Genomic DNA, 22248 nt, shown 5'->3' with positions numbered 1-22248 from the left:
CAAAACTGTCGCTAGAGAACAAGCAACAGCCAATTGACGTTTCCGACAACAGTGAGAGCACTGCAATTGCGGCGAGTGTTCGTCTCAGCATGGGTCTTTAAAGAAGATATCCGGTGGATTCTTCATTTCAGGAATGAGCACTTTCCCTTTGGTGCCCAGTTCCGGGAAATCCTTCGTACCCAACTCCGGAAAGTCCTTTGTACCTAACTCCGGAAAATCCCTGGTGCCTAGTTCCGGGAAATCCTTGGTGCTTAGTTCCGGGAAATCCTTGGTGCCGAGTTCCGGGAAATCCTTGGTGCCGAGTTCCGGAAAATCGCGCATGGCACTTGCACTATCATCCGCTTGCGCGACTAGTTCAACTACGCCAGAGTCATCTCGAGGACGCCGCCGCGTTCTTCTCACATAAGCCTTCAGGAAAAGATCCCAGCCGGCCTTCCGCGATAGTCTAAGCTCACTATAATCCTTGTCGACTGCCGCCCACGGGAAATACACAGCAACTCCATGCGAGTGCTGAAACATGACACCGCTGTGGCAGGACTTAATGACGTACCCGTCGTATGTACCGTCATCGGTTTTCTTTCCTTTGATAATAGACTTGACCTTTTTACATGCCTCGCTAACGCCTTCGTCCCGACATCCGTCATCGAGAAGGTCGCAAAAGTCGTAGAGGTCGGTGTGGCGCTCAAACCGATAGGACTGCGCCCTCCAGTGGGCGAGGATGATCGCATCGGCGACGGAACGCTTGGCGAGCCGCAAATCCTCAACGAAGACTCTTTTATCACGGGGTGAGTCGGCTTTGTGTGAGAACCTTTGTCGCAGCAGGAGATTTCCGGTTAATTCCCGCGCCAACTCTTGAATGCTAGAGGTGAGGTCCGGCGCTTTCTTGAGATCGCAAGCAGCCATGTCCGTCGAAACTCCCGCCATCAGATAGTTTGAATAATAGTCTGTGTGGATCTGGACGACTGTGGCCGCCAGGGTTCGAGCATCCATCTCCGGGTTCTTTTTCAGTGCCTCAATGATCGGAAAATAAGGCCAACCGGTATTCAACTCGAAGCCTTCAGAAGCGACGAGAAATTCCGCGCAGTCGCTCAACTGATTTCCGATCTCTGCCATCCCCATCCCGCAAGAGTCCATTCCTACAACATCCACTCCGCGCGCCTTCCTGATTGCCTTTCTAACACCCCTCATGCTGACCCCCTGCGCTGGAAACTGATCTACCAGAAAAGAGCTGCCGGTTGGGCCGCCGCCGTGACCGGACAATATCAACAAGTGGCGGTTCGCCTCATTGGGCGGCCTCTTGCTTTCGATTATGAACTCCGTGAGCGCCTTGACGGTCGCCATATTGTCTCGAGCACGGACTCGCCGCCCGCGTGAGAGCAGTTTACTGCGGACCTGATCACGATGGGCCGCAACGTTAGACCGCAATTTCTTTCCTTCCCCCACGAAAAGCTTGGCCAAGTCGAACCGTCGTATACCCTCGAATCTGGGGTCGATCTGTACAACCACTCCGACTTCGTCACTTGGGCCGGCCCGAAGGACTTCCAGTAGAGACCAGACCGCTTCTTCTGACAGGTCGTTATCGGCGGACAAGTAGATCATCACTAACCATTCTTTTTTCTTATTGGCCATCTTTTCTCCCACCTTTCTGAATCAATCCATCCGCGCGAGTGTTTCAGACTGCGGGCAACTCCCGCGGGTTAACGATCGCTTTCACAGACCTGTCCAATGCGTCAGTTCACACCAAACCCAGAGCAAACTTGATGACTTAACCTGACCTAGAAACTCCAACCGATGGGCCGATCCTACAATCGCTGAGCGATTCGAATAGTCTTAGGCGGCTACTTCTATCACAGCTCGCGATTCGACTCAACGACTATCTGTTAGAGCGTCCGCGGCTACTGGTTGCCTTATCGTCTTCGCTGTCGTTTGTACGCAGCGTCCCTGCTATCAACGGCGCCGAATCGAGGTGATTCTCAGGGCGCAGTTGCGCGTCAATGAGTCAGGCCGTGTCATCATCAATGCGCGTACTCCAAGAAACGCTCGGCTCCCGCGGCGCGAACCCTCAGAGTCCGCCCAAGTTGCTACATTCTTTTATGACAACTTCGCAAAAACATGTCACAGCTCGCTCCAGATTCTAGATTTTAGCTGACGGACATTGGTCAGGAGAGACTTTAGGCAGCCAGGACTCTCGACCGGTGAAATTGTCTGACAAATCGAAAGCTCCTACCTAAAGACAATCGGAATCGACTATAATCCGCATCGAAGTCTTTGCCCAAGGATAATCAAAGCTCGCAAGATAAAGGGATGGAACCAATCCTTGAGATATGGCGTCCGTTTACGATCTCAAACCAAAATTCCAGGCCTTGCTTAGACCGTTGATGCGCCGTCTCCCGGCCTTTGGCTTGACTCCGAATGCGGTCACAGTCATCGCAATCGTTGGATCCATCGCCGTCGGCATTGCCGTCTCGTTCGGCCACTCTCGGCCAGCGTTGTTGCTCTTGCTGCCGGCATGGCTATTCGTACGCATGGCGCTCAATGCCATCGACGGGATGATGGCTCGAGAGCTCGGTATGTCGACTCAACTAGGCGCGGTGCTCAACGAGCTTGGAGACGCGGTTTCGGATCTCGGGTTGTATTTGCCGCTCGCCTTTGTCCATGAACCGGCGCGATGGCCCGTAGTGGCGTTCTCGATCGGCGCGGTGCTTACCGAGTTCAGCGGCGTCCTTGGCCGCGCGCTCGGGGCGAGCCGTCACTACGAAGGGCCGATGGGAAAAAGCGATCGCGCCTTTGTCGTCGGCGCGTTGGGGCTCGCGGCGTTCTTGTTTCCTGCTATCGTCACCGCGTGGCCCTGGATATTTGCGGTCGCGGCGCTGCTGACGGCGGTCACCTGTTTGAACCGGGTGTCACAAGCGCTCAAGGAGTTGCGCTCGCGCGAAGTGAAAGATCGCTGAATGATCCTCTTATGCCTACATCGATAAAGAACCTCTCACCGATGTTACAGATGGGACTGCTGGTTCTTGGCGTGCTGGTAGCCGCCTCCGTTGCCGTCGCTGTGCTTCGGCGCGCGCGGCCCGTAAAGGACTTCTCTGAACTCTCCGCGCGGGTCCGAGCCTGGTGGATCATGGCGGCGGTGTTTTTCGCTGCAATACTAACCAGCAATCGCATATCGCTGGTTTTCTTCGCGCTGCTGAGCTTCTGGGCGATGAAGGAATATGTCACGCTTCTCAGAACGCGCCCGGCTGACCATCATGCCCTGGTCTTCACGTTTCTTGCGATACCCATTCAGTATCTGTGGATCGCGCTCGATCCGCCCTGGTACGGAATGTTTATCATCTTCATTCCCGTTTACATGATGCTGGCGCTGCCGGTGCGAATGGTGTTGTCAAAAGAGACAAAAGGCTTCGTAGAATCCGCTTCGCAGATTCACTGGGGAATGATGATATTTGTTTTTGGCTTGAGCCACATGGCATACCTGCTCACCTTTCCTTCTCTGGGCGACGGCGGTGCGAATGGCCGCACCCTGGTCCTGTTTCTGGTATTCGTCGTCGAGATGAGCGACGTTCTTCAATACATCTGGGGCAAGACGCTGGGACGGCACAAGATCATTCCAACCATCAGCCCCAACAAAACCTGGGAAGGTTTCCTCGGCGGTATAGCAAGCGCGATGGTGTTGAGCCTCGCCATTCGATTCCTCACTCCGTTTTCAATCGGAGAGACACTGCTGGTTTCGTTTTTCATCACCATTGCGGGTTTCTGCGGCGGAGCGGTAATGAGCGCAGTCAAGCGAGACTTCGGCGTGAAAGATTTCGGCAGCGTTATACCAGGTCACGGCGGAATGCTGGACCGCGTCGATTCGCTTTGCTACGCCGCGCCTATCTTCTTTCACTACGTTCGTTATTTCTACATCAAATAAACCAACAGGAGAGACTGATTTTGGCGAGCGGATCCGAATCGGCGAGTGAAGCAACTGCCGGCAAAACACCAGTGAAGGTGAATCGACCGACGCTTCGCAACGTTGTACAGATGATCGTGTTTGCGCTCGCGATCAAGCCTTTCATGGCGCTGTTCATTGGCCTCCGCGTGCGCGGCCGCGAGCATCTTGCCGATTCCACGCCGTTCATTCTCATCGCGAATCATTCCAGCCATCTGGATACCATCTCTCTGCTAAGCCTCTTTCCGCTCAATCGTCTTCGGCGCATTCGGCCTGTAGCCGCGGCCGACTACTTCGAGCGCAATAAATTCGTTTCTCTGTTGACCAAGACGCTGTTCAACATTCTGCCGATTGCCCGAAAGAACATCACGCCCGAGAACAATCCGCTGCGCCGAATGCGCGAAGCGATCGAAGCAGGAGACTCGATAATCATCTTTCCTGAGGGCACCCGAGGTTCGGGTCAGGAAATGGGAGAGTTTCGCTCCGGCGTTGCTCACCTTATTGAAAAGATTCCCGGCGTGCCGGTAGTTCCCGCCTATCTCGTGAATATGGGAAGAAGCCTTCCCAAAGGCGAGTTCATACCGGTACCATTCTTTTGCGAGATTCGGATCGGCGCGCCGCGGGTTCTGCAAGGCAGCCGCCAGGAAATCACCCGAGCACTGGAGGCCGCAGTACGCGAGCTTGCCCGTGAGCTTGCAAAGGAAAGATGACAAGGGCGGCCGGCAAGTCTTCGCTGGATGATTTCACATCGAGCAGCGCCGTTCTCGCGCTAGCGTTCGCCTGGGGGCTGGCGGAGGCAACGTTCTTCTTCATCGTTCCTGACGTGCTGCTGACTTTGATCGCTTGCCGCGCGCTGAAACCCGCGGTGAAAGCGACTGCGGCAGCGCTGCTCGGTGCGCTTGCCGGCGGAGCGCTGATGTACGCGTTCGGCGCCGGCGAGCCGGATGCTGCCGTGGCCTTCCTGGATCATGTTCCGGCGATTAGCCCGCCCTTGATAGCGAGGGTCGCGGCTCAAATAAGCGAGAGCGGGCTCCTGGCTGTTTTGCTCGGTCCGCTGAAGGGAATCCCGTACAAGATCTACGCTGTTGAGTGGGGCGCGCAAGGCGGCAGCTTCCTCGCGTTTTTGCTGATCTCGATCCCTGCGCGCTACGTGCGATTCTTTTTAGCAGCAGTCGCCGCGCGAGCGGTGGCCAGACTGATCGAGCCGCTCACCCATCATCGAGCGGCCATCGAGCTGGCGATCCTGTCGATAATATGGACAGCCTTCTACAGCTTTTACTTCGCGCGCTTCGGTTGGTAAAGCACCCGCGATTATTGTGACGCTGCTGTCTGTTGAGGCTTTTCGTCCGCCGACGGCCTGTAGATCTTAACTCTGCACTCTCGGCGTCTTGCGGTGAGTGGTTTTCGGGTTCCGTCTCACCGCAAAGACGCAGAGTACGCGGGAGTGCCGCGTGCAGTTCGGCGGGGGCTACCGCCTGTCAGTCACCGGCTGTTTATCGAGATCGGCAATCACAATCTCGACGCGCCTGTTCATCTGTCGGCCTTCCGGCGTGTCGTTCGTTGTGACCGGTCTGAGTTTGCCGAAGCCGCGCACCGCCATGATCCGATCAGATTTGATGCCCGCGCTCAACAGATAACCACTAACCGACTGAGCGCGGTCTTCGGAGAGCTTCTGATTGTAGTCCTGCGAGCCGACGGCGTCCGTGTGCCCTTCGATCTCTATGTGAAAAGTGCCCGGATAAGCCATCAGTATTCCAGCCAGCTTGCTGAGTTTTTCACGCGCGCCGGGTTTGAGAGAAGCCTGGTTGAAATCGAACAACACGTCCGACAGGTTGACGATCAACCCGCGAGCTTCGCGTCTGGTTTCCAGAATCGCCGAGATCGAGGTGAAGAGCCGCTGTTGTAGTTCGTCCTTGTCCTGCTTCGCTCGGTCAGCGTCAAGGCGCGCCCGCCCGGCTTCCGCGCGAGCCAGCTCCTCATTGGCCTTGGCTCGATCGGCTTCGGTCTGGGCCTGCTCGACCCGAAGACGCGCTTCGGCAAGTTCTCGCTCGGCCCGGCTGGCGGCATTCTGTGAAGCAGCCGCTTCTTCCCTTGCCCGTCCAGCGTCATCCCTCGCGCGGTCAGCTTGATCCCTTGAGCGGTCAGCTTCAGTTCGCGCATCAGCGATAGTATTGCTTGCAGCGCGACGTTCGGCTTCAAGTCTGGCTTGAATGAGGCGCTCGACCGATAGTTCTCGCGCACGCTCTCCCAGCCGCATCACATCGTGAGCCAGGCCGCTGAATTTTTCTTCGTCTTTTCTCCGCTGCGGCCAGGTCTGCTCGAGAGCCGCCAGCTTCACTTCAGCTTCTCTCAATTCCGGCTCCGCATATCGATGAGCGCCTGCGCGCCTGGCGATCTGGACGGACCTGCGCGCGCCCAGTATCAGCAGCGGTGTATTGTAGTCGGCGCTCATTGCGGGTCCGTCTTGGGTCGCTACGATATAGAGAGTGCCTGGATCGCCGCTATATTCTATGCGGCTCCCTTCAATGCCACCTTCAGTACCTTTTCGAAGAGTGTTTTCCGCTACGATGACCGGACTGGGCAGCTTGACCGCAGAATGCGGCTCGGCAGTGATGATCAGGCCGAAGGTCTGAAACGCGGTAGTGACGTCGAGCTCGAATTCATTCTTGATCGGCAATTCCGCCAGATTGTCTGCCTGTCCTTCGGGAGCAATCGCCCAAAGAATGAACGTCGTGTAGTAAGCTCCGAGCGCCTGCGGATGACCAAGGCCTTGCATTTTGAGTTTGACCCGGGTGCGCCCCTCTTTGCGCTTTACATCAGCCTTACCGATCGCCTGAGCATTTAGCGGCGTTCCGGCCATGTTGACCGACGTGTCGTCATTGTCTTTGTACCTGACCGCGAGCGTGTGGCGTTTAACGACGACCCACTGCTCGTCCGAGTTTACGCGCCTAACTTCGACGGTCTGAGCCGGCGTGGTACCTGCAAATACCGACAGCAACAGTACGCTAGCGATTGTGAATATTCTTGATTTCATTGCGATCCTCCGTGTGTTCGAAGAACAGACAGTTAATGTGTGACCCCTCTTGAAATGCTGCATTTCCAAGCGCGATCCGACCTCAAAGGCTACAGATTCGCGGTGAATCAATGCAGGATCGTTATGGGGGGCAAGGATTGTTCCAGTTCAGATTTGCGGAGGCGGGCCCAACATATCTAATCAACTAGACTTAGCCAGGTGAGGGGTTCCTCTGGATTGCCCGCCGAGCTATGAACCGAACTTGCCGTGACGCAGCGGCAGAAACGGATAGAGGAACTGTCGGAAATACCCTAGAGGAATCGGATCGCCGCCGCCAAGACCGTAGGACGCGGGCCAGCGGTCCTTCGGCAACAAGAACGTGCCAAACAGCCAGTCCAGCACCGGTAGATGCACGGCAAAGTTCTTGTCAAAAGCCTCCCGTTGAGCGCCGTGATGCCAGTGATGAAACTGCGGCGTGGCCACGAGCCATCGTAGGGGACCGAACGTGAAGCGGACGTTGGAGTGAATGAAGGTAGCCTGGACACTAACGAACGCCACATAGGCGACGAGCGGCGCCGCCGCAAATCCGAGTAGGTAGATCGGGACGTAAGTCAGCCCTCGGGTCACGGCCACATCAACCAGGTGCAACCGCGACCCCGCCAACCAGTCCAAAGTTTCCGTCGAATGGTGAATCGAATGGAATCGCCACAGGGCCGGCACCCTATGGAACAGCCGGTGTACCCAGTACTGCGTCAAGTCAGTAAATAGAACAATGCCGGCAAACTGCAACGCGAATGGCCGCGCAGCAACCCAGGCCTGCAAGCCCGGGTGCGCCGCCCAATGGAAGAGCACCATCGCCGGCTTCATGGTCAACAGCGTCGTGGTCTGGACCAGCAGCGCACTGACAAAGAAGTACGCCAGATCGGTCCGCCATCCGAAGCGGAAAATCGGCTGGTCCCGTCGCCGGGCGAACATCCGCTCGATCGGTATGAAGACGGCTGAGTAAGCGATCAAGTTGAGCAGAAACCAGTCGAGACCCAGAAACGGACCGTGAGTCAACTCTCCATCGAGCGGCACGCTTGAGCCGCCGAGCAGGCCCGCCGCCAAAGTGAGTGTGATACCGCTCAGCCCGAGGGCTTTGCGTCGCCGCAGGCAGACACTTAGAACGCCGAGCACCAAGGAAGCGACTAATACGAGGTGCAGCACCGCCCGCACGTACGGGATCGGGTAAAGCCCGCGTAACGCCGGCATCGTGAGAAGCCCCGGGTAGTGGAAGCAGAACACGGCACCCAGGCCGATAGCGCCAAAGGCTGTAGAGAGAACGCCGCTGATCCAGCCCGACCCGAAGCGCGTCGGCTGCGCTGCAGCCGCCGGTGTGGGCGCGCTAGAAGGCTGCTGGCTCACAACTGTTCCCCAATGTGGGCTCAACAAAAACGTCGGCGGCTCCAACGCTGTCAGACCGGGATGGTGATCATCACGACGTCACCGTTGGGGTCGATGAAGTTGAGACAGGTAGCTATTGATTCTGCGAAGGCTTCTCTTCTGACTTCTTCTCGTCCTTTGCTGGTTTGGGCTCGGGCACTTCAACCCCGAGCACATACCGTGAGAACCACGCATACTCGCGGCGCATTTTGTCCAGGCGATGACGCGGCTCTCCGAGTCCGTGAGGCTCGCGCGGGAAGAGCACCATCTCGACAGGAACACCGTTCTTGCGAAGCCCCATGTATAGCTCTTGAGCCTGGCTCGGCGGCACGCGCGTGTCGGAGCCTCCGTGCAAGATCAGCGTCGGCGTCTTCGCCTTTTTGATGAAAGCCATCGCCGACCTCTTCCAGTAGAATTCTGTGTCATCCCACGGTTGCCCGCCGAAGTAAGCCTCCAGAATGCGCTGTAAATCGTTCGTCGAGTACATCGAGTACATATTCGTCAGACCCGCTCCAACCATCACCGCTTTGAAACGATCGGTCTGAGTTAAGGTCCACGCCGTCATGTATCCGCCGTAGCTCCAGCCTGCCTGCCCCAGCCTATCCGGATCAGCGACTCCTTTGGCGATCAAGTGATCGAGTCCGGTTTGAATGTCCTGATAGTCGCCTCCGCCCCAATCACGCACATTCGCAAGCAGGAACTTCTCGCCGTATGAAGACGACCCGCGGATGTTCGGATAAAAAGCGACCCACCCCTGGGCTGCCCATACGTGCCCAAAGTTACTCCACGAACTTGGAAAGCTCTGCGTCCATACACCGGCAGGACCGCCGTGGATCAACGCGACGGTTGGATAACGCTTGCCCTGTTGATAGCCGGCCGGGTAGATCACGATGCCTTCGATCTCCATGCCGTCCTTGCCCTTCCAACGAACCACCTCGCTGGCGCCGAGTGTCAACTCTCGCACCTGCGGATTGTGATCGGTGAGCTTGGTCGGTTCAGCGATAGGAAGAGACTTCGCTACGTAAACATCATCGGCGTGTTGCGTGTCGGACTTCGTGAAAGCTGCCACCGATCCGTCGCGCGAAAACGTTGCTTGACCCATCACACCGGCGTTGTTCGAAACCTGCTTCGCTTCGCCCCCGGCTGCCGGCGCCGAGAACAACTGGCTGGTTGTTCGCACGCCGGCATTGAAGTAGATGGTTCGGCCATCCGCTGACCATTTCGGCGGACCCGGTTGATATTCAAATCGGGGCGCGACCTCGCGAGGTGTCCCGCCCTCCGAGCCAACGATCATCAGTCTCTGCTGGCCGATCTCCCCGTTCTTCGAATCGCGGCTCGAAAAAGCGATCTGCCGGCCATCGGGAGACCATCGCGGCGCGCTGTCCGGGCCTTCGTTGTCGACCAGCTTTCGCAGCCCGAGCTTCTGATTCATTTCTTTCCGCACGGATTCAATCTGGGCGCGAGCTTCCATGATTCGCGGGTTGTTGGGCCCGAAGGTCGTTTCCAAACCCGCAAGCGTCTCTGTAAGCGCCGCGAGCTTCTTCTGGAAGACACCCACGTCGGCGCTCGCAGCGGTCGCCACATCGATCACCCAGATATCTGACCGGCTGCCATCGTCGGCTTTGGGCGTCGGGTTTGTGACAAACGCGAGCGAGCTGCCGTTCGGCGACCACTGTGGATCGCCGGCGTTGTAGTCGCCCTTAACCAGCTCGCTGGCCTTCTTGGTGCTCACGTCGATGACCCAGATGCGCGAGAACTTGAAATTCTTGTCCACCACTTGCGCGTCGTCTTTCTCTTTCTGTTTCTTCTCTTCGTCGGGGGTGAGCTCCTGCTGAGCAACGTAAGCGATGCGGTTTCCATCGGGCGACCATTGAAGGGATTGCGCACCGGACTTCGAGTCGGTGAGCTTCTCGGCTTCGCCGCCAAAGGGCGAGATCAAGAAGATCTGCGGCTTCTCTTCGCGAGCCGAGATGAACGCAATGCGCTTCCCATCAGGCGACCAACGAGGTTGGGTGTCGTTCTTCTTGTTTGTAGTGAGCCGAAGGGTACCGCCTCCCGCAGTCGAAACCAACCAGATGTCGGCGTCGTTGGCGTTTTCTTTCATATCGACAGAGGTGACGACGTAAGCGACCCACTTGCCATCGGGCGAGACTTGCGCATCGGAAACGCTCTTCGTTGCGAGAACGTCTTCGAAGGTCATAGCTCGCTTCTGCTGCGCGAGCGCCGCTATGCAAACCGAGAGCGAAACAACCAGAACAAACATCGTGCGCTTCATAATCTATTCCTCCCTGGCCAAGCCTGGATCCGCCATTGCGCCCGAGAGCTTGGGCTTCTGAGACCCGCGATTACATCACGCCGCTTGAAGCGAGTCAATCGTCCGCGACCTGGCGACCCGAGTCGCGTTTGACGGCGAGTTTGAGCGATATCGTCACCCGTCACACAACACATGTGACGACCTTGCGCAATTTCCATCCGTCGAGCCGCAACACGCCCTTGACCCTGTGTCAACGCAAGCAATACTCTTCGCTTGCGATTCACCCGTGAGTCCAGACGAATGCAACGGAGACTATAGATGAAACAAAAGCCGGTTGCCGCTCTTGTGTTGTTTCTCGCTTTAACACCGCTCATGGTGGCGGCGGAGAAGCCTTCGACGGGACGCGAGCAGCAAATCGCTCAAGCAGCCGAAGCCCTGCGCGCGAAGCTCATCGAACAACGCCGCGATTTTCACATGCATCCCGAGCTCTCGAATCGAGAAGAGCGCACCTCGCGAGTAGTCGCGGAGAGACTTCGCGCGCTCGGACTTGATGAAGTGAAGACCGGCGTCGGCAAGTACGGAGTCGTCGCTCTGCTCAAGGGTTCCAAGCCCGGACCCGTCGTTGCAGTGCGAGCCGATATGGACGCGCTCCCGATTCAAGAGACCATCGACGTGCCGTACAAGTCGCAGACTCCCGGAGTCAAACACGCCTGCGGTCACGACGTGCACACGACGGTTGCGCTTGGCGTCGCGGAAGTGCTGAGCAAGATGCGCGATCAGATTGCGGGCTCGATCAAATTCATCTTTCAACCCGCGGAAGAAGGCGCGCCGCAAGGCGAAGAAGGCGGCGCGAGCTTGATGATCAAGGAAGGGGCGCTCGAGAACCCGCGCCCGCAGGCTATTTTTGGGTTGCACACCGCCGGCTTCGAAGTTGGTCAGATCGGTTATCACTCAGGACCGGCGATGGCTTCTTCGGATCGGTTCACGATAACGATTCGCGGCAAGAGGTCTCACGGCGCGCAGCCGCAGCTTGGCGTGGACGCGGTCGTTGTAGCCGCCGAGTGCGTCACCGCGCTTCAGACAATTCGCAGCCGTCGGATCGATCCGCTTGAACCGCTGGTCATCACTATCGGCACGATCAAAGGCGGTGACCGCAACAACATCATCGCTGAGGAAGTGAAGATGGAAGGCACGATGCGCGCGTTGAACGAAAACGTTCGCTCGCGCGCGCACGAGTTGATGCGGCAAACTCTCGGTAGCGTGACGTCTGCTTACGATGCAAAGTTTGACCTGTCGTTCGACGACTCGAATCCTGTGACCTACAACGATCCTCGGCTGGTTGACGAAACGCTGCCGACGATTCGGCGCTTAGTCGGAGACGCAAACGTCGTCTTGCTCAAGCCTTTTATGCCCGCCGAAGATTTCTCCTACTATCAGAAAGTCATTCCCGGCTTCTTCTACTTTCTGGGCGTCGGCAACAAAGCGAAAGGGTTGATGCCGGCGTGGCACACCGCGGAATTCGATGTTGATGAAGAGAGCCTGGTGGTCGGAGTGAAGGTGATGTCGAACGTGCTGCTCGATTACCTCGATCGCCACGCTGCGAACAGATAGTACAGGAATGACGAGTGATCATATGATCGACCCGAGCGAGTACAAAAAAGTCCTGATAACCGGCGCAACTGGCTTCGTCGGAAGCCATCTCGTCGACCACCTCGTCGAGCGCGGGAGCTCCGTCCGATGCCTCGCGCGAAAGACGAGCAAGCTGCGTTACCTCAAGCATCCTGAGATCGAGCTGGCATATGGCGGGCTCGACGATTCGACCGATTGGGACGCCGCGTTAGCCGGTGTCGGCGCCATCTATCACGTAGCGGGCACGACATTCGCGCGGCGGGCCAAGGATTATTTCACCGTCAATCACCGAGGCACTGAAGCGATTCTTGCCGAAGCGCTCAAGCGGCGCGATCGGATAAAAAGGTTCGTATACATCAGCTCGCTTGCGGCGGTCGGGCCGGGCAGCGACGGAAAGCCAGTTGACGAAGATTCACCGCCTTCGCCGATCACGCCCTATGGACGCAGCAAGCTCCTGGCCGAAGAAGCAGTGCGCGCCGTCTCCGACCTGTTGCCAGTCACAATCGTCAGGCCACCCGCGGTATATGGCCCTCGCGACTACGGCATCTTCGAGTTCTTCAAGGCCGTGAAGGGCGGCATGTTCCCGATGATCGGCCGTCACGATAAGCGAGTGAGCCTCGTCCACGTGCGCGACCTGGTCGAGGGAATAATTCTTGCGGGCGAGAGCGATGTCTCAGCCGGACGCACCTACTTTGTTTCGAGCGAAGACGATTACTCGATGCGCGCGGTCGCCGATTTGATGGCCGCGCTCATGCATAGAAGGCTGCGCGCAATTGCCATCCCCCGGTCCGTAGCTTACGGCGTCGCGCTTGTTGCCGAAGGAGCAGCAGCCCTCATGCGAAAGCCGCCGGTTATCAATCGTGACAAGGTGACCGACCTCTCGCAGGCGTTCTGGACCTGCTCGATCGAACGCGCCAGGACCGAGCTCGGCTACAATCCTCGTGTGCCGCTCGAAGAAGGGCTGCGCGAGACGATCGCCTGGTACAAAAGCGAGGGCTGGTTGTGAGCAGCACAGACCTTCGAGAGGGCGACGGAGAAACTAGGCAGAAAGACGCGGCGAGAGTGCGGCTAGCCGATCCTGCGCCAGGAGATGCTCGCGACTCGAGTAAACAGACCTTTCTCAATCCTGCCGACAAAGTTGTTATCGGGTATCTTGCAGTTACCGCGTTGTTGATTCTGATCTTCAGCTACAGGATCCAATGGTGGGGCCTGCTTTTTGGGGGACATGCTTTTCTGATCGCATTGGTCGTGTTGTTAGCCCGATGGAGAAACTCGGCACACTCGGCAGCCGCTCTCCCCCTCACGCTTTTTGTCCGTGGCTGGTATCCGGTCGCGCTGATACCAATCACCTATAAGGAACTGAGCTATCTGATACCGCTCATTCACCCGCGCGATTTTGACGGGGAGCTGGCTGCGATTGATCAACGTTTTCTTGGCGTGCATCCGACGGTTTGGCTCGAGCGGTTCACATCGCCACCATTAACCGAAGTCCTTCAGCTCACATATTCGAGCTACTATCTTTTGCCGGTCATTCTCGGCGTTGTTCTTTGGCGAAAGGGATGGTTTGAAAAGTTTCACTTCTGGGTGTTCATCGTGGTGTTGGGATTTTACCTCTCTTATCTGGGCTACATTCTAGTTCCTGCCATCGGACCGCGCTTCCTGCCGGAGATAGTGCAAGCCCAGACAAAGCCGCTTACGGGAATCTGGTTGTTTCAGCCGGTTCGCGCGATGCTGGACCGCGCCGAAGGTATCACGCGCGATTGCTTTCCCAGCGGTCACACGGAACTCACGCTGCTGGTGCTCTACTATGCGCACAGATTTCACCGGAAGACTTTCTGGTGGCTTCTTCCGCTTGGAGCGGGCGTGATCATCTCGACGGTGTACTTACGCTACCATTACGTTGTTGATGTTGTGGCGGGCGCTCTCCTGGCGGTCGCGATCGTGATGATGGCGAAACCGTTGTATAGAGTGCTCGGCGGAAATGAAGCTCGCGAATCGCAGTGATCCTCGCTAAGCTATTCAGCGTACGGTGCAACGCGGGCGTGGGTAGGCGTATAATCCCAGCGTCGACAAGTAATCAACGCATTTAGCATTGCGCTTTCCTGGGGCGTTAATCAGAAGGTTAGTATGAGCACACGAACTGAAGCCACAATCGAAGATCTCTACCATGTTGACGAAGACGGTAAGGCCGAGATTGTGGATGGAGAACTCGTACTTATGAGCCCCACAGGAGACTTGCCCAACACGGCGGCCAGCGAGGTATTTGTCAGTCTGCGCGAATATGGGCGCCGCACAAAAACCGGCCGCGCGTACAACGACAATGCCGCCTTCATCGTCAACCTGCCTAACCGCAAATCAGTCAGCCCGGATGCCGCTTTCTACATTGGTCCGCGTACTGGCGGTAAGTTTCTTGATGGCGCGCCAATCTTCGCTGTCGAGGTGCGAAGCGAGGGCGACTACGGTCGGAGGGCTGAGGAGAAAATGGCTAAGAAACGCGCGGACTACTTCGCAGCCGGAACGCTCCTCGTGTGGGACGTCGATGTGCTCAGAGATCAAGTCATAAGATGCTACCGCGCTGATGATCCTGATGCCCCAAGGCTGTTTCACTGCGGCGACATTGCCGACGCTGAACCGGCGTTGCCTGGGTGGACGATGCCGGTTGATGATCTATTCGCCTGATTGCTAATCTGGCGTTGACGCGTCGTACCGATCCGGTCACGCATCACGCTTTTACGAATAACTATTCCGGGGGAGCTTCGTCAAACGACGCGGCTGAGAGTCCCAATCGGGAGACCCCTTGAACCTGATACGGATAATGCCGTCGAAGGGAGAAACCATGACAACTTCAAACAATTCGGAACCGCACAGCGAGAGTAAGTTTCAGTTTCCAAGCTCATCCAGAATCTACGTCGAGGGCAGCAGCTCGGACATTCGCGTCCCCATGCGCGAAGTACACTTGAACGTGACTCGCGGCGTGAACGGCTCGGTTGAAGAGAACCCGCCCGTTCGCGTCTACGACCCGAGTGGTCCGTGGGGCGATCCCAACGCGATCTGTAGCGTCCACGACGGCCTGCCTGCAGCAAGGCGTGAGTGGATCATCGCGCGCGGCGACATCGAAGAGTACGACGGCCGCGACGTGTTGCCGCAAGACGACGGCTACCTGACCGAAGGCGCCCGCGAATACGCGCTCGTGAAAGACAAAGGCCGCCTCGATCCTTTCCCCGGAGCGCGTCGTCGTCCGCTTCGCGCAAAGCCCGGCTGCGCAGTCACCCAGATGCACTATGCTAAGCGCGGCATTATTACGCCGGAAATGGAGTTCATCGCGATTCGCGAGAACATGGGCCGCGTGCGAGCATTCGAATCCGCAAAGAACGGCGACCGCAGCGCGCTCAGCTTTCAACACGCGGGGCAGTCGTTCGGAGCCAAGCTGCCTTCGCACATCACGCCCGAGTTCGTTCGCGACGAGGTAGCTCGCGGGCGCGCGATCATTCCCGCGAATATCAATCATCCCGAAGGCGAGCCGATGATCATCGGGCGCAACTTCCTCGTAAAGATCAACGCCAACATCGGCAATTCCGCGGTCGCCTCCTCGATTGAAGAAGAAGTCGAGAAGATGCGATGGTCGATCAAGTGGGGCTCGGATACGGTGATGGATCTTTCAACCGGCCGCAACATTCACACGACTCGCGAGTGGATCATTCGCAACTCGCCGGTGCCAATCGGAACCGTGCCTATCTATCAGGCGCTCGAAAAAGTCGGCGGCAAGGCCGAAGAACTAACCTGGGAAATCTATCGTGACACGTTGATCGAACAAGCCGAGCAGGGCGTCGACTACTTCACGATCCACGCCGGCGTGTTGCTGCGATACATCCCGATGACCGCGAAACGCACCACGGGCATCGTCTCGCGCGGCGGCTCGATCATGGCGAAGTGGTGTCTGGCACATCACGAGGAGAGCTTCCTGTACACTCGCTTCCGCGAGATATGCGAGATCATGCGCGCATACGATGTGTCGTTCAGCCTTGGTGACGGCTTGCGGCCGGGCTCGATCGCCGACGCGAATGACGAAGCACAGTTTGCGGAGCTTGATACTCTCGGCGAGCTGACGAAGATCGCCTGGGAGACGGACTGCCAGGTAATGATTGAAGGGCCCGGTCACGTGCCGATGCACCTGATCAAAGAGAACGTCGATCGACAACTCGAAGTTTGCGACGAAGCCCCGTTCTACACGCTTGGTCCGCTGGTGACCGACATCGCGCCGGGCTACGATCACATCACGTCGGCGATAGGCGCGGCGATGATCGGATGGTTCGGGACGGCGATGTTGTGCTACGTCACGCCGAAAGAGCATCTGGGGCTTCCCGACAAACAAGACGTGAAGGACGGCGTGATCGCATACAAGATTGCAGCGCACGCAGCCGATCTGGCGAAGGGACATCCTGGCGCGCAGTACTGGGACAACGCGTTGTCAAAGGCTCGATTCGAGTTTCGATGGGAAGACCAATTCAATCTCGCTCTCGACCCTGAGCTTGCACAGCAGTTTCACGATGAGACGTTACCGCAAGAGGGAGCAAAGCTCGCGCACTTCTGCTCGATGTGCGGGCCGCATTTCTGCTCGATGAAGATCACGCAGGAGGTCAGAGAATACGCGGCGCAGCACAGCTTGACCGAAGTAGTCGCGCTCGAGAGCGGGTTGAAGGAAAAGGCTGAAGAGTTCAAGCAAGCGGGTGCGGTGATTTATTCGAAGGCTTGAGCCAACGCGTTAGAGCACCGACTCTTCAGGGACAGAATGTGACGATCATTGAAACTATCCGAGAGAAGGTGCAGGAGCACACGTACGAATTCACGATCCCACACTTCTTCGAGGAGATGGCAAATGACGATCTCATCCTTGCGGATATTGAAATGGTCATTGCCTGCGGACGAATCCGCCGACGCTTCACACGCGACCCCCGCGGCGGGAAGTTGCCGGCCCAACAACGGACGGACGAGAAGCTGCGGTTATCTGCAGGATAAAAGAAACCGGCAAGCTCCTCTTCATTACACTACGTTCTCGAGTGACGCGATGAAGAAGCTGACCAAAGAGTACGAATATGGAAACTGCCAGACCTGCGGTGAGCGGATGACAGAACAGCGAGTGAAGCAAGACTTCTGGATCAAAGGGAAGCTGATCGTTCTAGACGGCGTTCCCGCTGGCGTTTGTCCGAGATGCGGTGAAAGAGTAGTAAAGTCAGACGTCGGGCGAACCGTTGCGGAATTGCTGACCAATCAGCGACGCAAACGCAGGAGTAGAACCCTGAACGTTCCGGTTATCCTCTTTGAAGAGCGAGTCGCTTAAACAGCCTCGTTGTTTTCTATCGCGGACAACGACCCGCCCATTTGAGGAAGATCGCCCAGGAGGTGCGGGACTACGCGGCTCGGCGCAACCTGAACGAAATGGTCGCGCTTGAGCTCGTTTTGAAGGAGAAGGCTGAGGAGTTCAAGAAGGCGGGCGCGGAGGTCTGTAGGAAGGATGATCGCGACAGGATCGCCGCTGACGGTTGCCCTTCATGTTCGACATGATCTCTAGTAGAAGATGTCTGCCACCCGCTCAAGCCCACTGAAGAGACACGTGGTCCGTGATGAACGACAATGTCCGTACTGTTTTGAAGGTCAGAACGTACGAGTCTATGAAGCTCATCTGAAGAAATGTCCGGCTCGCAAAATCTGCAAGTTTTGTGGCTCCGTGATCAGTAAGGCAGAGTTAGATGCTCATCTCAAGGCGTTTCATGGGAGCACCTAACCAGCAGACGCGGTCAGGGCCTTGAATTCTGCTGCAGTGTGTTCGGGCTCCGGCTCGCCGGAAGACAATGAATATCACCGTTCTCGCTGTTGTGACTGTGGCCTCATAGATGATGAACAATAGAGTAGTCTCCCTCATAGCAAGCGCAACTGAGATCGTGTGCGCACTCGGGTTCGAAGACCAGTTGGTCGGACGCTCGCACGAATGTGACTACCCGCCGTCGGTGAAGCTCCTCCCGCAACTCACCCGCCCGAAGTTCAACGTCGAAGGCACGAGCTCCGAGATCGATCAGCGCGTAAAGGCTTCCCTGCTGGAAGCGTTGAGCGTTTATCACGTCGATCCGCGCCTGCTTGAAGAACTGAAGCCCACTCACATAATCACTCAATCACAATGCGAGGTGTGCGCGGTCAGCCTCAAGGACGTCGAGATGGCCGTTTGCGAGATGACAAGCTCGAGTCCGGTGATCGTCTCCCTCGAACCTAATTGCCTGGACGACGTCTGGGCTGACATTCGTCGCGTGGGCGAGGCGCTGGGCGCCGCTGAGCGCGCGGAAGGTCTAATCAACAAGATCGAGAGCCGAATGGACGACATCGTCCAGCGCGTTCACTGGCTCGAATTGAATCCGACTGTCGCTTACATCGAATGGATTGAGCCGCTGATGGCGGGCGGCAACTGGATGCCCGAGCTTGTGGAGATGGCCGGCGGGGTCAACCTCTTCGGCGAAGCGGGTAAGCATTCGCCGTGGATGACATGGGAAGAGCTGGTCGCAAAAGACCCGGACATAATTTTCGTTTCGCCGTGCGGCTTCAGTATCGAGCGCACGCTTCAAGAGATGCACTTGCTCAGTACTAAGCCGGAGTGGAAGCAACTGAAGGCGGTCAAGAGCGGGAGGGTGTTTGTCGCCGACGGCAATCAGTACTTCAACCGGCCCGGACCGAGGCTCGCCGAGTCGCTGGAGATCCTGTCGGAGATCATCCACCCGAATGTTTTTCACTTTGGCCACGAAGGCCGCGGCTGGGTGAAATACACCTAAACCACAAAGGCACGAAGTCACAAAGGTTTGTTTTGAGCCTTTGTGACTTTGTGCCTTTGTGGTTAGGTCCCTGGAGGCAATCATGCAAAGAACAAACATCGCCAGCGGCACGCCGTGGGAGCCGATTGTCGGATACTCGCGCGCGGTTCGCGTTGGACCCTCGGTTCACGTCTCAGGCACGACGGCAACAGATCAAGCCGGCAACATCGTCGGTAAAGGCGACCTTTACGCTCAAACCGTGCAAGCTCTCCAGAACATCGAAACCGCGCTTCGGGCTGCTGGAGCCAGTTTCAAGGATGTCGTTCGCACGCGAATCTATGTGACTGACATCGGCGAGTGGGAGAAAGTCGGGCGCGCGCACGGCGAGGTCTTTCGCGATATCCGGCCGGCTACCAGCATGGTCGAGGTGAGCCGGTTGATTGATCCTGACATGCTCGTCGAGATAGAAGCGGACGCAATTATTCTCTAGTCGAGGTCTCTCGGCACAACGACGTGACGCATGAGCCGTTCGATCAGGTTCTTGCGCCGCTCGACTCGGCGTCGATGAGTGGCGGGATTAAACGCCCCGTTCGGGCTTGGAATGATGGCCGACAGAAACGCAGCCTGATCGGCGCTCAGTGCGGCGGCCGATGTGTTGAAATAAGTACGCGCCGCCGCCTCCGCTCCATAAACCCCATCACCCCATTCGATGACATTGAGGTAGATCTCCAGTATTCGGCGCTTGCGGAGAATCCATTCCATTTCTTTGGTGATCACCGCTTCATGGAGTTTGCGGAGGGGATTCTTCGAGGTGGACAGAAAAAGGTTCTTCGCCAACTGCTGAGTTATAGTCGAGGCGCCCCTCTTGAACTCGCCTTCGTTCCAATCCTCTTCAAGCGCCTTGCGGATCTCTTCCCAATCAAAGCCCGCGTGATCGAAGAATCGGGAGTCTTCTCCGGCGAGCACCGCACGCGTGAGATTGCGCGAGATCCGATCATAAGGAACCCAAGTCTGCACTCGCTTGACCTCTTCGCCTCGAGCCCTCGCTTGAGAGGCCCGCTGATCCATCAGCGCCGTACTTGACGGATTCGAGCTTCGGTATCGAAATACGCTGAAGACTGTCCATCCCTGATAAGCAATCGCGACGCCAAGTATGACCAGGATTGTGATCTTAGCCCACTTCCACCATCGAGACCGGCTCTTGGGGCGTGCGGTGCGTCGAGGTCGGGCCTGAGTGGTCTGAACCATGGCAGGCATTATAACTCTGACGGGCGTCGACGTTCTAACTTCGCTTTGAGTGGGTCGCGTTCCAGATGAAATAAGCCGGGATTCCTGCGAGCACGATCGCGAAAACCAGCAGCGCCCCGCTCGACTCATACGGCAATGCGCTTCCGGTGAACAAGGCGCGGTAGTAACTGAAGTTGTCACGCAGACCGTGACCGAGATCATCTACCAGCGCGTTTCCGATCAACAAAATCACGGCGAGGATAAAGAGAATCGGCGTGACCGGATAACCCCACGTTCGATACGCGCGAGGAAGATCTGGACGCTTGCGGCGAAGCGCGAAAACAGCCGCCGCCCCGCCCGCGTAGAAAGGCCATATCGCCAACACGAACGCGTCGGCCAACTGCTCAAATGTTCTGACCATCACGAACACGATGGCGAGCGCTGCGGCAAGCGAGATCGCGACGTAAGGAGTCTTGAAGCGCGGATGCACCGAGGCGATCTTCTTGAAAAACAGTCCGTCGTCGGCCATCGCAAAGAAGATTCGCGGGCCGGTCATCATCGACCCGTTCAGGGTTCCGAACGCCGAAATCATGACCGCGATGGAAGCGAGCTTCACGCCGGTCTCGCCCACGATTCGAAACGCCGTATCCGCGGCAACGAGCTTCGAGCCGGCGATCTGTCTGATGTCCAGCAGATGCAGGTAAGCGAAGTTCGCCAGCAAGTAGATCGCAATCACCGCGAGCGTTCCGCCAATGATGGTCAGCGGCAGGTTGCGCTCGGGGCGCTTCACTTCTCCGCTGAGAAACGTCACGTCGGCCCAGCCATCGTAGACCCACAGCAAAGAGATGAACGCCAGCCCGAATGTCACCACTGAAGTTTCGTTTGGAACGTTGACTGGCTGAGTGGGAACCGGCGCGGAATTGTTTCCTCCAATCAAGAACGCCGCCAGCACGAGGATTACTAACGCGCCGTACTTCGCTCCGGTTGTGAGGTTTTGGACAAGCGCGCCCATCCGGACGCCGAGGATGTTGACAACGGCGACTACCGCAATCGCACCCGCGGCAACGTAGTGCACGGCGTTTGGACTTTCTTTACCAAGCAGCCGCAGAAAGTATTCGGCGAATACGGTTGCGACTGCGCCGAGCGCGGACGCGCGGATGATCGTCAGCTCCGACCAACCGAACAGGAACGCCGGCAAGCGTCCCCATCCTTCGCGCAAGTACACGAATACTCCGCCGGTGTGGGGCAACGCGCCAGCAAGCTCGGCAAGAGTCAATGCTCCGCATAGAGAGAAGAATCCGCCGAGAGCCCACAGCAGAAGGTACAAACCTTCATCAGGAACCTTTAACGCAATTCCGGCGGGAGAACGGAAAATCCCACTGCCGATGGTCGAGCCAATCAACACAGCTATCGCACTGATCAGGCCCAGCCTTCGAGGAAGCGAGGTTCGACCGTGAGCTTCGGCCGGACCCGCTTCGTTCTTCTCTGTTGTTGTCTCCACGAGTTCAGGCGAGATTATAGTCCGCTTCGACAATCGTCAAGGCAGGAATGCATCTTCATTTGGATCGGAAACCGGCGCTCAAGCTGGCGAAAGAATTTGGTAGCCATGGGGCGGCGCGAGGAGCATCACCTCGCGATGAGGGAAGCTGTAGATGACATCAAAATTGTTGGTCACGTCCCGGCCGAGGATAGAAACGTCGCTGCTAGTAAGATTCGTGAAAACACCAAACAGCCCTTGAACGTTCACCAGTTGCCCGTCGTCTCGCACGAAGCCGAGGCGAGTCCGAGCGAAGATGCAGGCGGCTTTCCCTCCGACGCCTCCGAGTTCCGGTGCTTCATCGGCAGGCACGGCAAGCTTCTGAAGCACGGTCAAGAGCCGGGCCTCAAACACCGTCCGATCAGCCCTGCATCCAGCAGCAACATGGCAGCCTGCCATGTTCCGTCGGGCGTCTGCACGAATGAATCAACGACTGGCCTC

At 57.3% G+C, this 22248-nt stretch carries 20 protein-coding genes and 1 riboswitch; of the genes, 13 read left to right on the top strand and 7 right to left on the bottom strand.

What is annotated here, in order from left to right; translation table 11 throughout:
• Positions 1-84 precede the first annotated feature (84 nt).
• Positions 85-1629 carry a clostripain-related cysteine peptidase gene (locus AABO57_12400; protein ID MEK6286534.1) on the bottom strand — a complete coding sequence of 515 codons (1545 nt, stop codon included), beginning with the start codon at positions 1627-1629 and terminating at the stop codon, positions 85-87.
• Between the two features lie 695 nt (positions 1630-2324).
• Here AABO57_12400 and AABO57_12395 point away from each other — a divergent pair.
• The 4 genes from AABO57_12395 to AABO57_12380 are packed head-to-tail and all read left to right on the top strand — an operon-like array spanning position 2325 to position 5231.
• On the top strand, positions 2325-2951 hold the full coding sequence (locus AABO57_12395) for a CDP-alcohol phosphatidyltransferase family protein (GenBank protein ID MEK6286533.1): 627 nt from the start codon (positions 2325-2327) through the stop codon (positions 2949-2951).
• A gap of 11 nt (positions 2952-2962) precedes the next feature.
• On the top strand, positions 2963-3913 hold the full coding sequence (locus AABO57_12390) for a phosphatidate cytidylyltransferase (GenBank protein ID MEK6286532.1): 951 nt from the start codon (positions 2963-2965) through the stop codon (positions 3911-3913).
• 20 nt (positions 3914-3933) lie between these two features.
• The gene (locus AABO57_12385) at positions 3934-4641 is read left to right on the top strand and encodes a lysophospholipid acyltransferase family protein (protein MEK6286531.1); all 708 of its coding nucleotides are present in this window, start codon (positions 3934-3936) and stop codon (positions 4639-4641) included.
• Positions 4638-5231, top strand: a complete 594-nt coding sequence (locus AABO57_12380; protein MEK6286530.1) for a hypothetical protein — start codon at positions 4638-4640, stop codon at positions 5229-5231. Before AABO57_12385 ends, AABO57_12380 begins: the two co-directional genes overlap by 4 nt.
• Positions 5232-5399: 168 nt before the next feature.
• Here the strand turns inward: AABO57_12380 and AABO57_12375 are convergent, their stop codons facing one another.
• From AABO57_12375 to AABO57_12365, 3 genes are all read right to left on the bottom strand, one after another.
• A complete protein-coding gene (locus AABO57_12375) occupies positions 5400-6965 on the bottom strand; it encodes an OmpA family protein (protein ID MEK6286529.1) in 1566 nt (521 codons plus the stop codon).
• Between the two features lie 228 nt (positions 6966-7193).
• Positions 7194-8348 (bottom strand): sterol desaturase family protein, encoded by a 1155-nt coding sequence (locus AABO57_12370; GenBank protein ID MEK6286528.1) that lies wholly within the window; start codon positions 8346-8348, stop codon positions 7194-7196.
• A 112-nt stretch (positions 8349-8460) separates the two neighbouring features.
• On the bottom strand, positions 8461-10641 hold the full coding sequence (locus AABO57_12365) for a prolyl oligopeptidase family serine peptidase (GenBank protein ID MEK6286527.1): 2181 nt from the start codon (positions 10639-10641) through the stop codon (positions 8461-8463).
• Positions 10642-10938: 297 nt separating this feature from the next.
• On the opposite strand from AABO57_12365, the gene AABO57_12360 reads away from it, so the two are divergent.
• From AABO57_12360 to AABO57_12320, 9 genes are all read left to right on the top strand, one after another.
• On the top strand, positions 10939-12231 hold the full coding sequence (locus tag AABO57_12360; protein MEK6286526.1) for an amidohydrolase: 1293 nt from the start codon (positions 10939-10941) through the stop codon (positions 12229-12231).
• Between the two features lie 7 nt (positions 12232-12238).
• Entirely contained in the window at positions 12239-13255 is a 1017-nt protein-coding gene (locus AABO57_12355) for an NAD-dependent epimerase/dehydratase family protein (GenBank protein MEK6286525.1), read from the top strand.
• Positions 13252-14253, top strand: a complete 1002-nt coding sequence (locus AABO57_12350) for a phosphatase PAP2 family protein (GenBank protein MEK6286524.1) — start codon at positions 13252-13254, stop codon at positions 14251-14253. Before AABO57_12355 ends, AABO57_12350 begins: the two co-directional genes overlap by 4 nt.
• Before the next feature lie 123 nt (positions 14254-14376).
• Positions 14377-14928 (top strand): Uma2 family endonuclease, encoded by a 552-nt coding sequence (locus AABO57_12345; GenBank protein MEK6286523.1) that lies wholly within the window; start codon positions 14377-14379, stop codon positions 14926-14928.
• A 58-nt stretch (positions 14929-14986) separates the two neighbouring features.
• Positions 14987-15096: riboswitch (TPP riboswitch) on the top strand.
• On the top strand, positions 15086-17002 hold the full coding sequence (gene thiC / locus AABO57_12340; protein ID MEK6286522.1) for a phosphomethylpyrimidine synthase ThiC: 1917 nt from the start codon (positions 15086-15088) through the stop codon (positions 17000-17002). (Overlaps the previous riboswitch by 11 nt.)
• A 38-nt stretch (positions 17003-17040) precedes the next feature.
• Positions 17041-17265, top strand: coding sequence for a hypothetical protein (locus AABO57_12335; protein ID MEK6286521.1), 225 nt, complete (start codon positions 17041-17043; stop codon positions 17263-17265).
• Between the two features lie 49 nt (positions 17266-17314).
• Complete coding sequence (locus AABO57_12330; GenBank protein MEK6286520.1) at positions 17315-17587, top strand: YgiT-type zinc finger protein; 273 nt, start codon at positions 17315-17317, stop codon at positions 17585-17587.
• A gap of 553 nt (positions 17588-18140) precedes the next feature.
• Positions 18141-19064, top strand: coding sequence for a cobalamin-binding protein (locus AABO57_12325; protein ID MEK6286519.1), 924 nt, complete (start codon positions 18141-18143; stop codon positions 19062-19064).
• A gap of 82 nt (positions 19065-19146) precedes the next feature.
• Positions 19147-19533, top strand: coding sequence for a RidA family protein (locus tag AABO57_12320; protein ID MEK6286518.1), 387 nt, complete (start codon positions 19147-19149; stop codon positions 19531-19533).
• Here the strand turns inward: AABO57_12320 and mtgA are convergent.
• The 3 genes from mtgA to AABO57_12305 form a co-directional block, all read right to left on the bottom strand.
• Positions 19530-20300: a monofunctional biosynthetic peptidoglycan transglycosylase gene (gene mtgA, locus AABO57_12315; protein ID MEK6286517.1), complete on the bottom strand. Its 771-nt coding sequence runs from the start codon at positions 20298-20300 to the stop codon at positions 19530-19532. The genes AABO57_12320 and mtgA overlap by 4 nt on opposite strands.
• 25 nt (positions 20301-20325) lie before the next feature.
• Positions 20326-21771: an amino acid permease gene (locus tag AABO57_12310; GenBank protein MEK6286516.1), complete on the bottom strand. Its 1446-nt coding sequence runs from the start codon at positions 21769-21771 to the stop codon at positions 20326-20328.
• Positions 21772-21849: 78 nt separating this feature from the next.
• Complete coding sequence (locus AABO57_12305; protein ID MEK6286515.1) at positions 21850-22206, bottom strand: hypothetical protein; 357 nt, start codon at positions 22204-22206, stop codon at positions 21850-21852.
• Positions 22207-22248 lie beyond the last annotated feature (42 nt).

The sequence above is a fragment of the Acidobacteriota bacterium genome (assembly GCA_038040445.1).
Taxonomy (GTDB): Bacteria; Acidobacteriota; Blastocatellia; order UBA7656; family UBA7656; genus Onstottus_A; species Onstottus_A frigus.
This window is presented reverse-complemented; position numbering and strand designations above follow the sequence as displayed.

Coding starts and splice junctions, on each gene's coding strand:
- AABO57_12400 (MEK6286534.1), bottom strand. CDS start 1,629: ATGGCCAATAAGAAAAAAGAATGGTTAGTGATGATCTACTTGTCCGCC.
- AABO57_12395 (MEK6286533.1), top strand. CDS start 2,325: ATGGCGTCCGTTTACGATCTCAAACCAAAATTCCAGGCCTTGCTTAGA.
- AABO57_12390 (MEK6286532.1), top strand. CDS start 2,963: ATGCCTACATCGATAAAGAACCTCTCACCGATGTTACAGATGGGACTG.
- AABO57_12380 (MEK6286530.1), top strand. CDS start 4,638: ATGACAAGGGCGGCCGGCAAGTCTTCGCTGGATGATTTCACATCGAGC.
- AABO57_12375 (MEK6286529.1), bottom strand. CDS start 6,965: ATGAAATCAAGAATATTCACAATCGCTAGCGTACTGTTGCTGTCGGTA.
- AABO57_12365 (MEK6286527.1), bottom strand. CDS start 10,641: ATGAAGCGCACGATGTTTGTTCTGGTTGTTTCGCTCTCGGTTTGCATA.
- AABO57_12360 (MEK6286526.1), top strand. CDS start 10,939: ATGAAACAAAAGCCGGTTGCCGCTCTTGTGTTGTTTCTCGCTTTAACA.
- AABO57_12355 (MEK6286525.1), top strand. CDS start 12,239: ATGACGAGTGATCATATGATCGACCCGAGCGAGTACAAAAAAGTCCTG.
- AABO57_12345 (MEK6286523.1), top strand. CDS start 14,377: ATGAGCACACGAACTGAAGCCACAATCGAAGATCTCTACCATGTTGAC.
- thiC (MEK6286522.1), top strand. CDS start 15,086: ATGACAACTTCAAACAATTCGGAACCGCACAGCGAGAGTAAGTTTCAG.
- AABO57_12330 (MEK6286520.1), top strand. CDS start 17,315: ATGAAGAAGCTGACCAAAGAGTACGAATATGGAAACTGCCAGACCTGC.
- AABO57_12325 (MEK6286519.1), top strand. CDS start 18,141: ATGATGAACAATAGAGTAGTCTCCCTCATAGCAAGCGCAACTGAGATC.
- AABO57_12320 (MEK6286518.1), top strand. CDS start 19,147: ATGCAAAGAACAAACATCGCCAGCGGCACGCCGTGGGAGCCGATTGTC.
- mtgA (MEK6286517.1), bottom strand. CDS start 20,300: ATGCCTGCCATGGTTCAGACCACTCAGGCCCGACCTCGACGCACCGCA.
- AABO57_12305 (MEK6286515.1), bottom strand. CDS start 22,206: ATGGCAGGCTGCCATGTTGCTGCTGGATGCAGGGCTGATCGGACGGTG.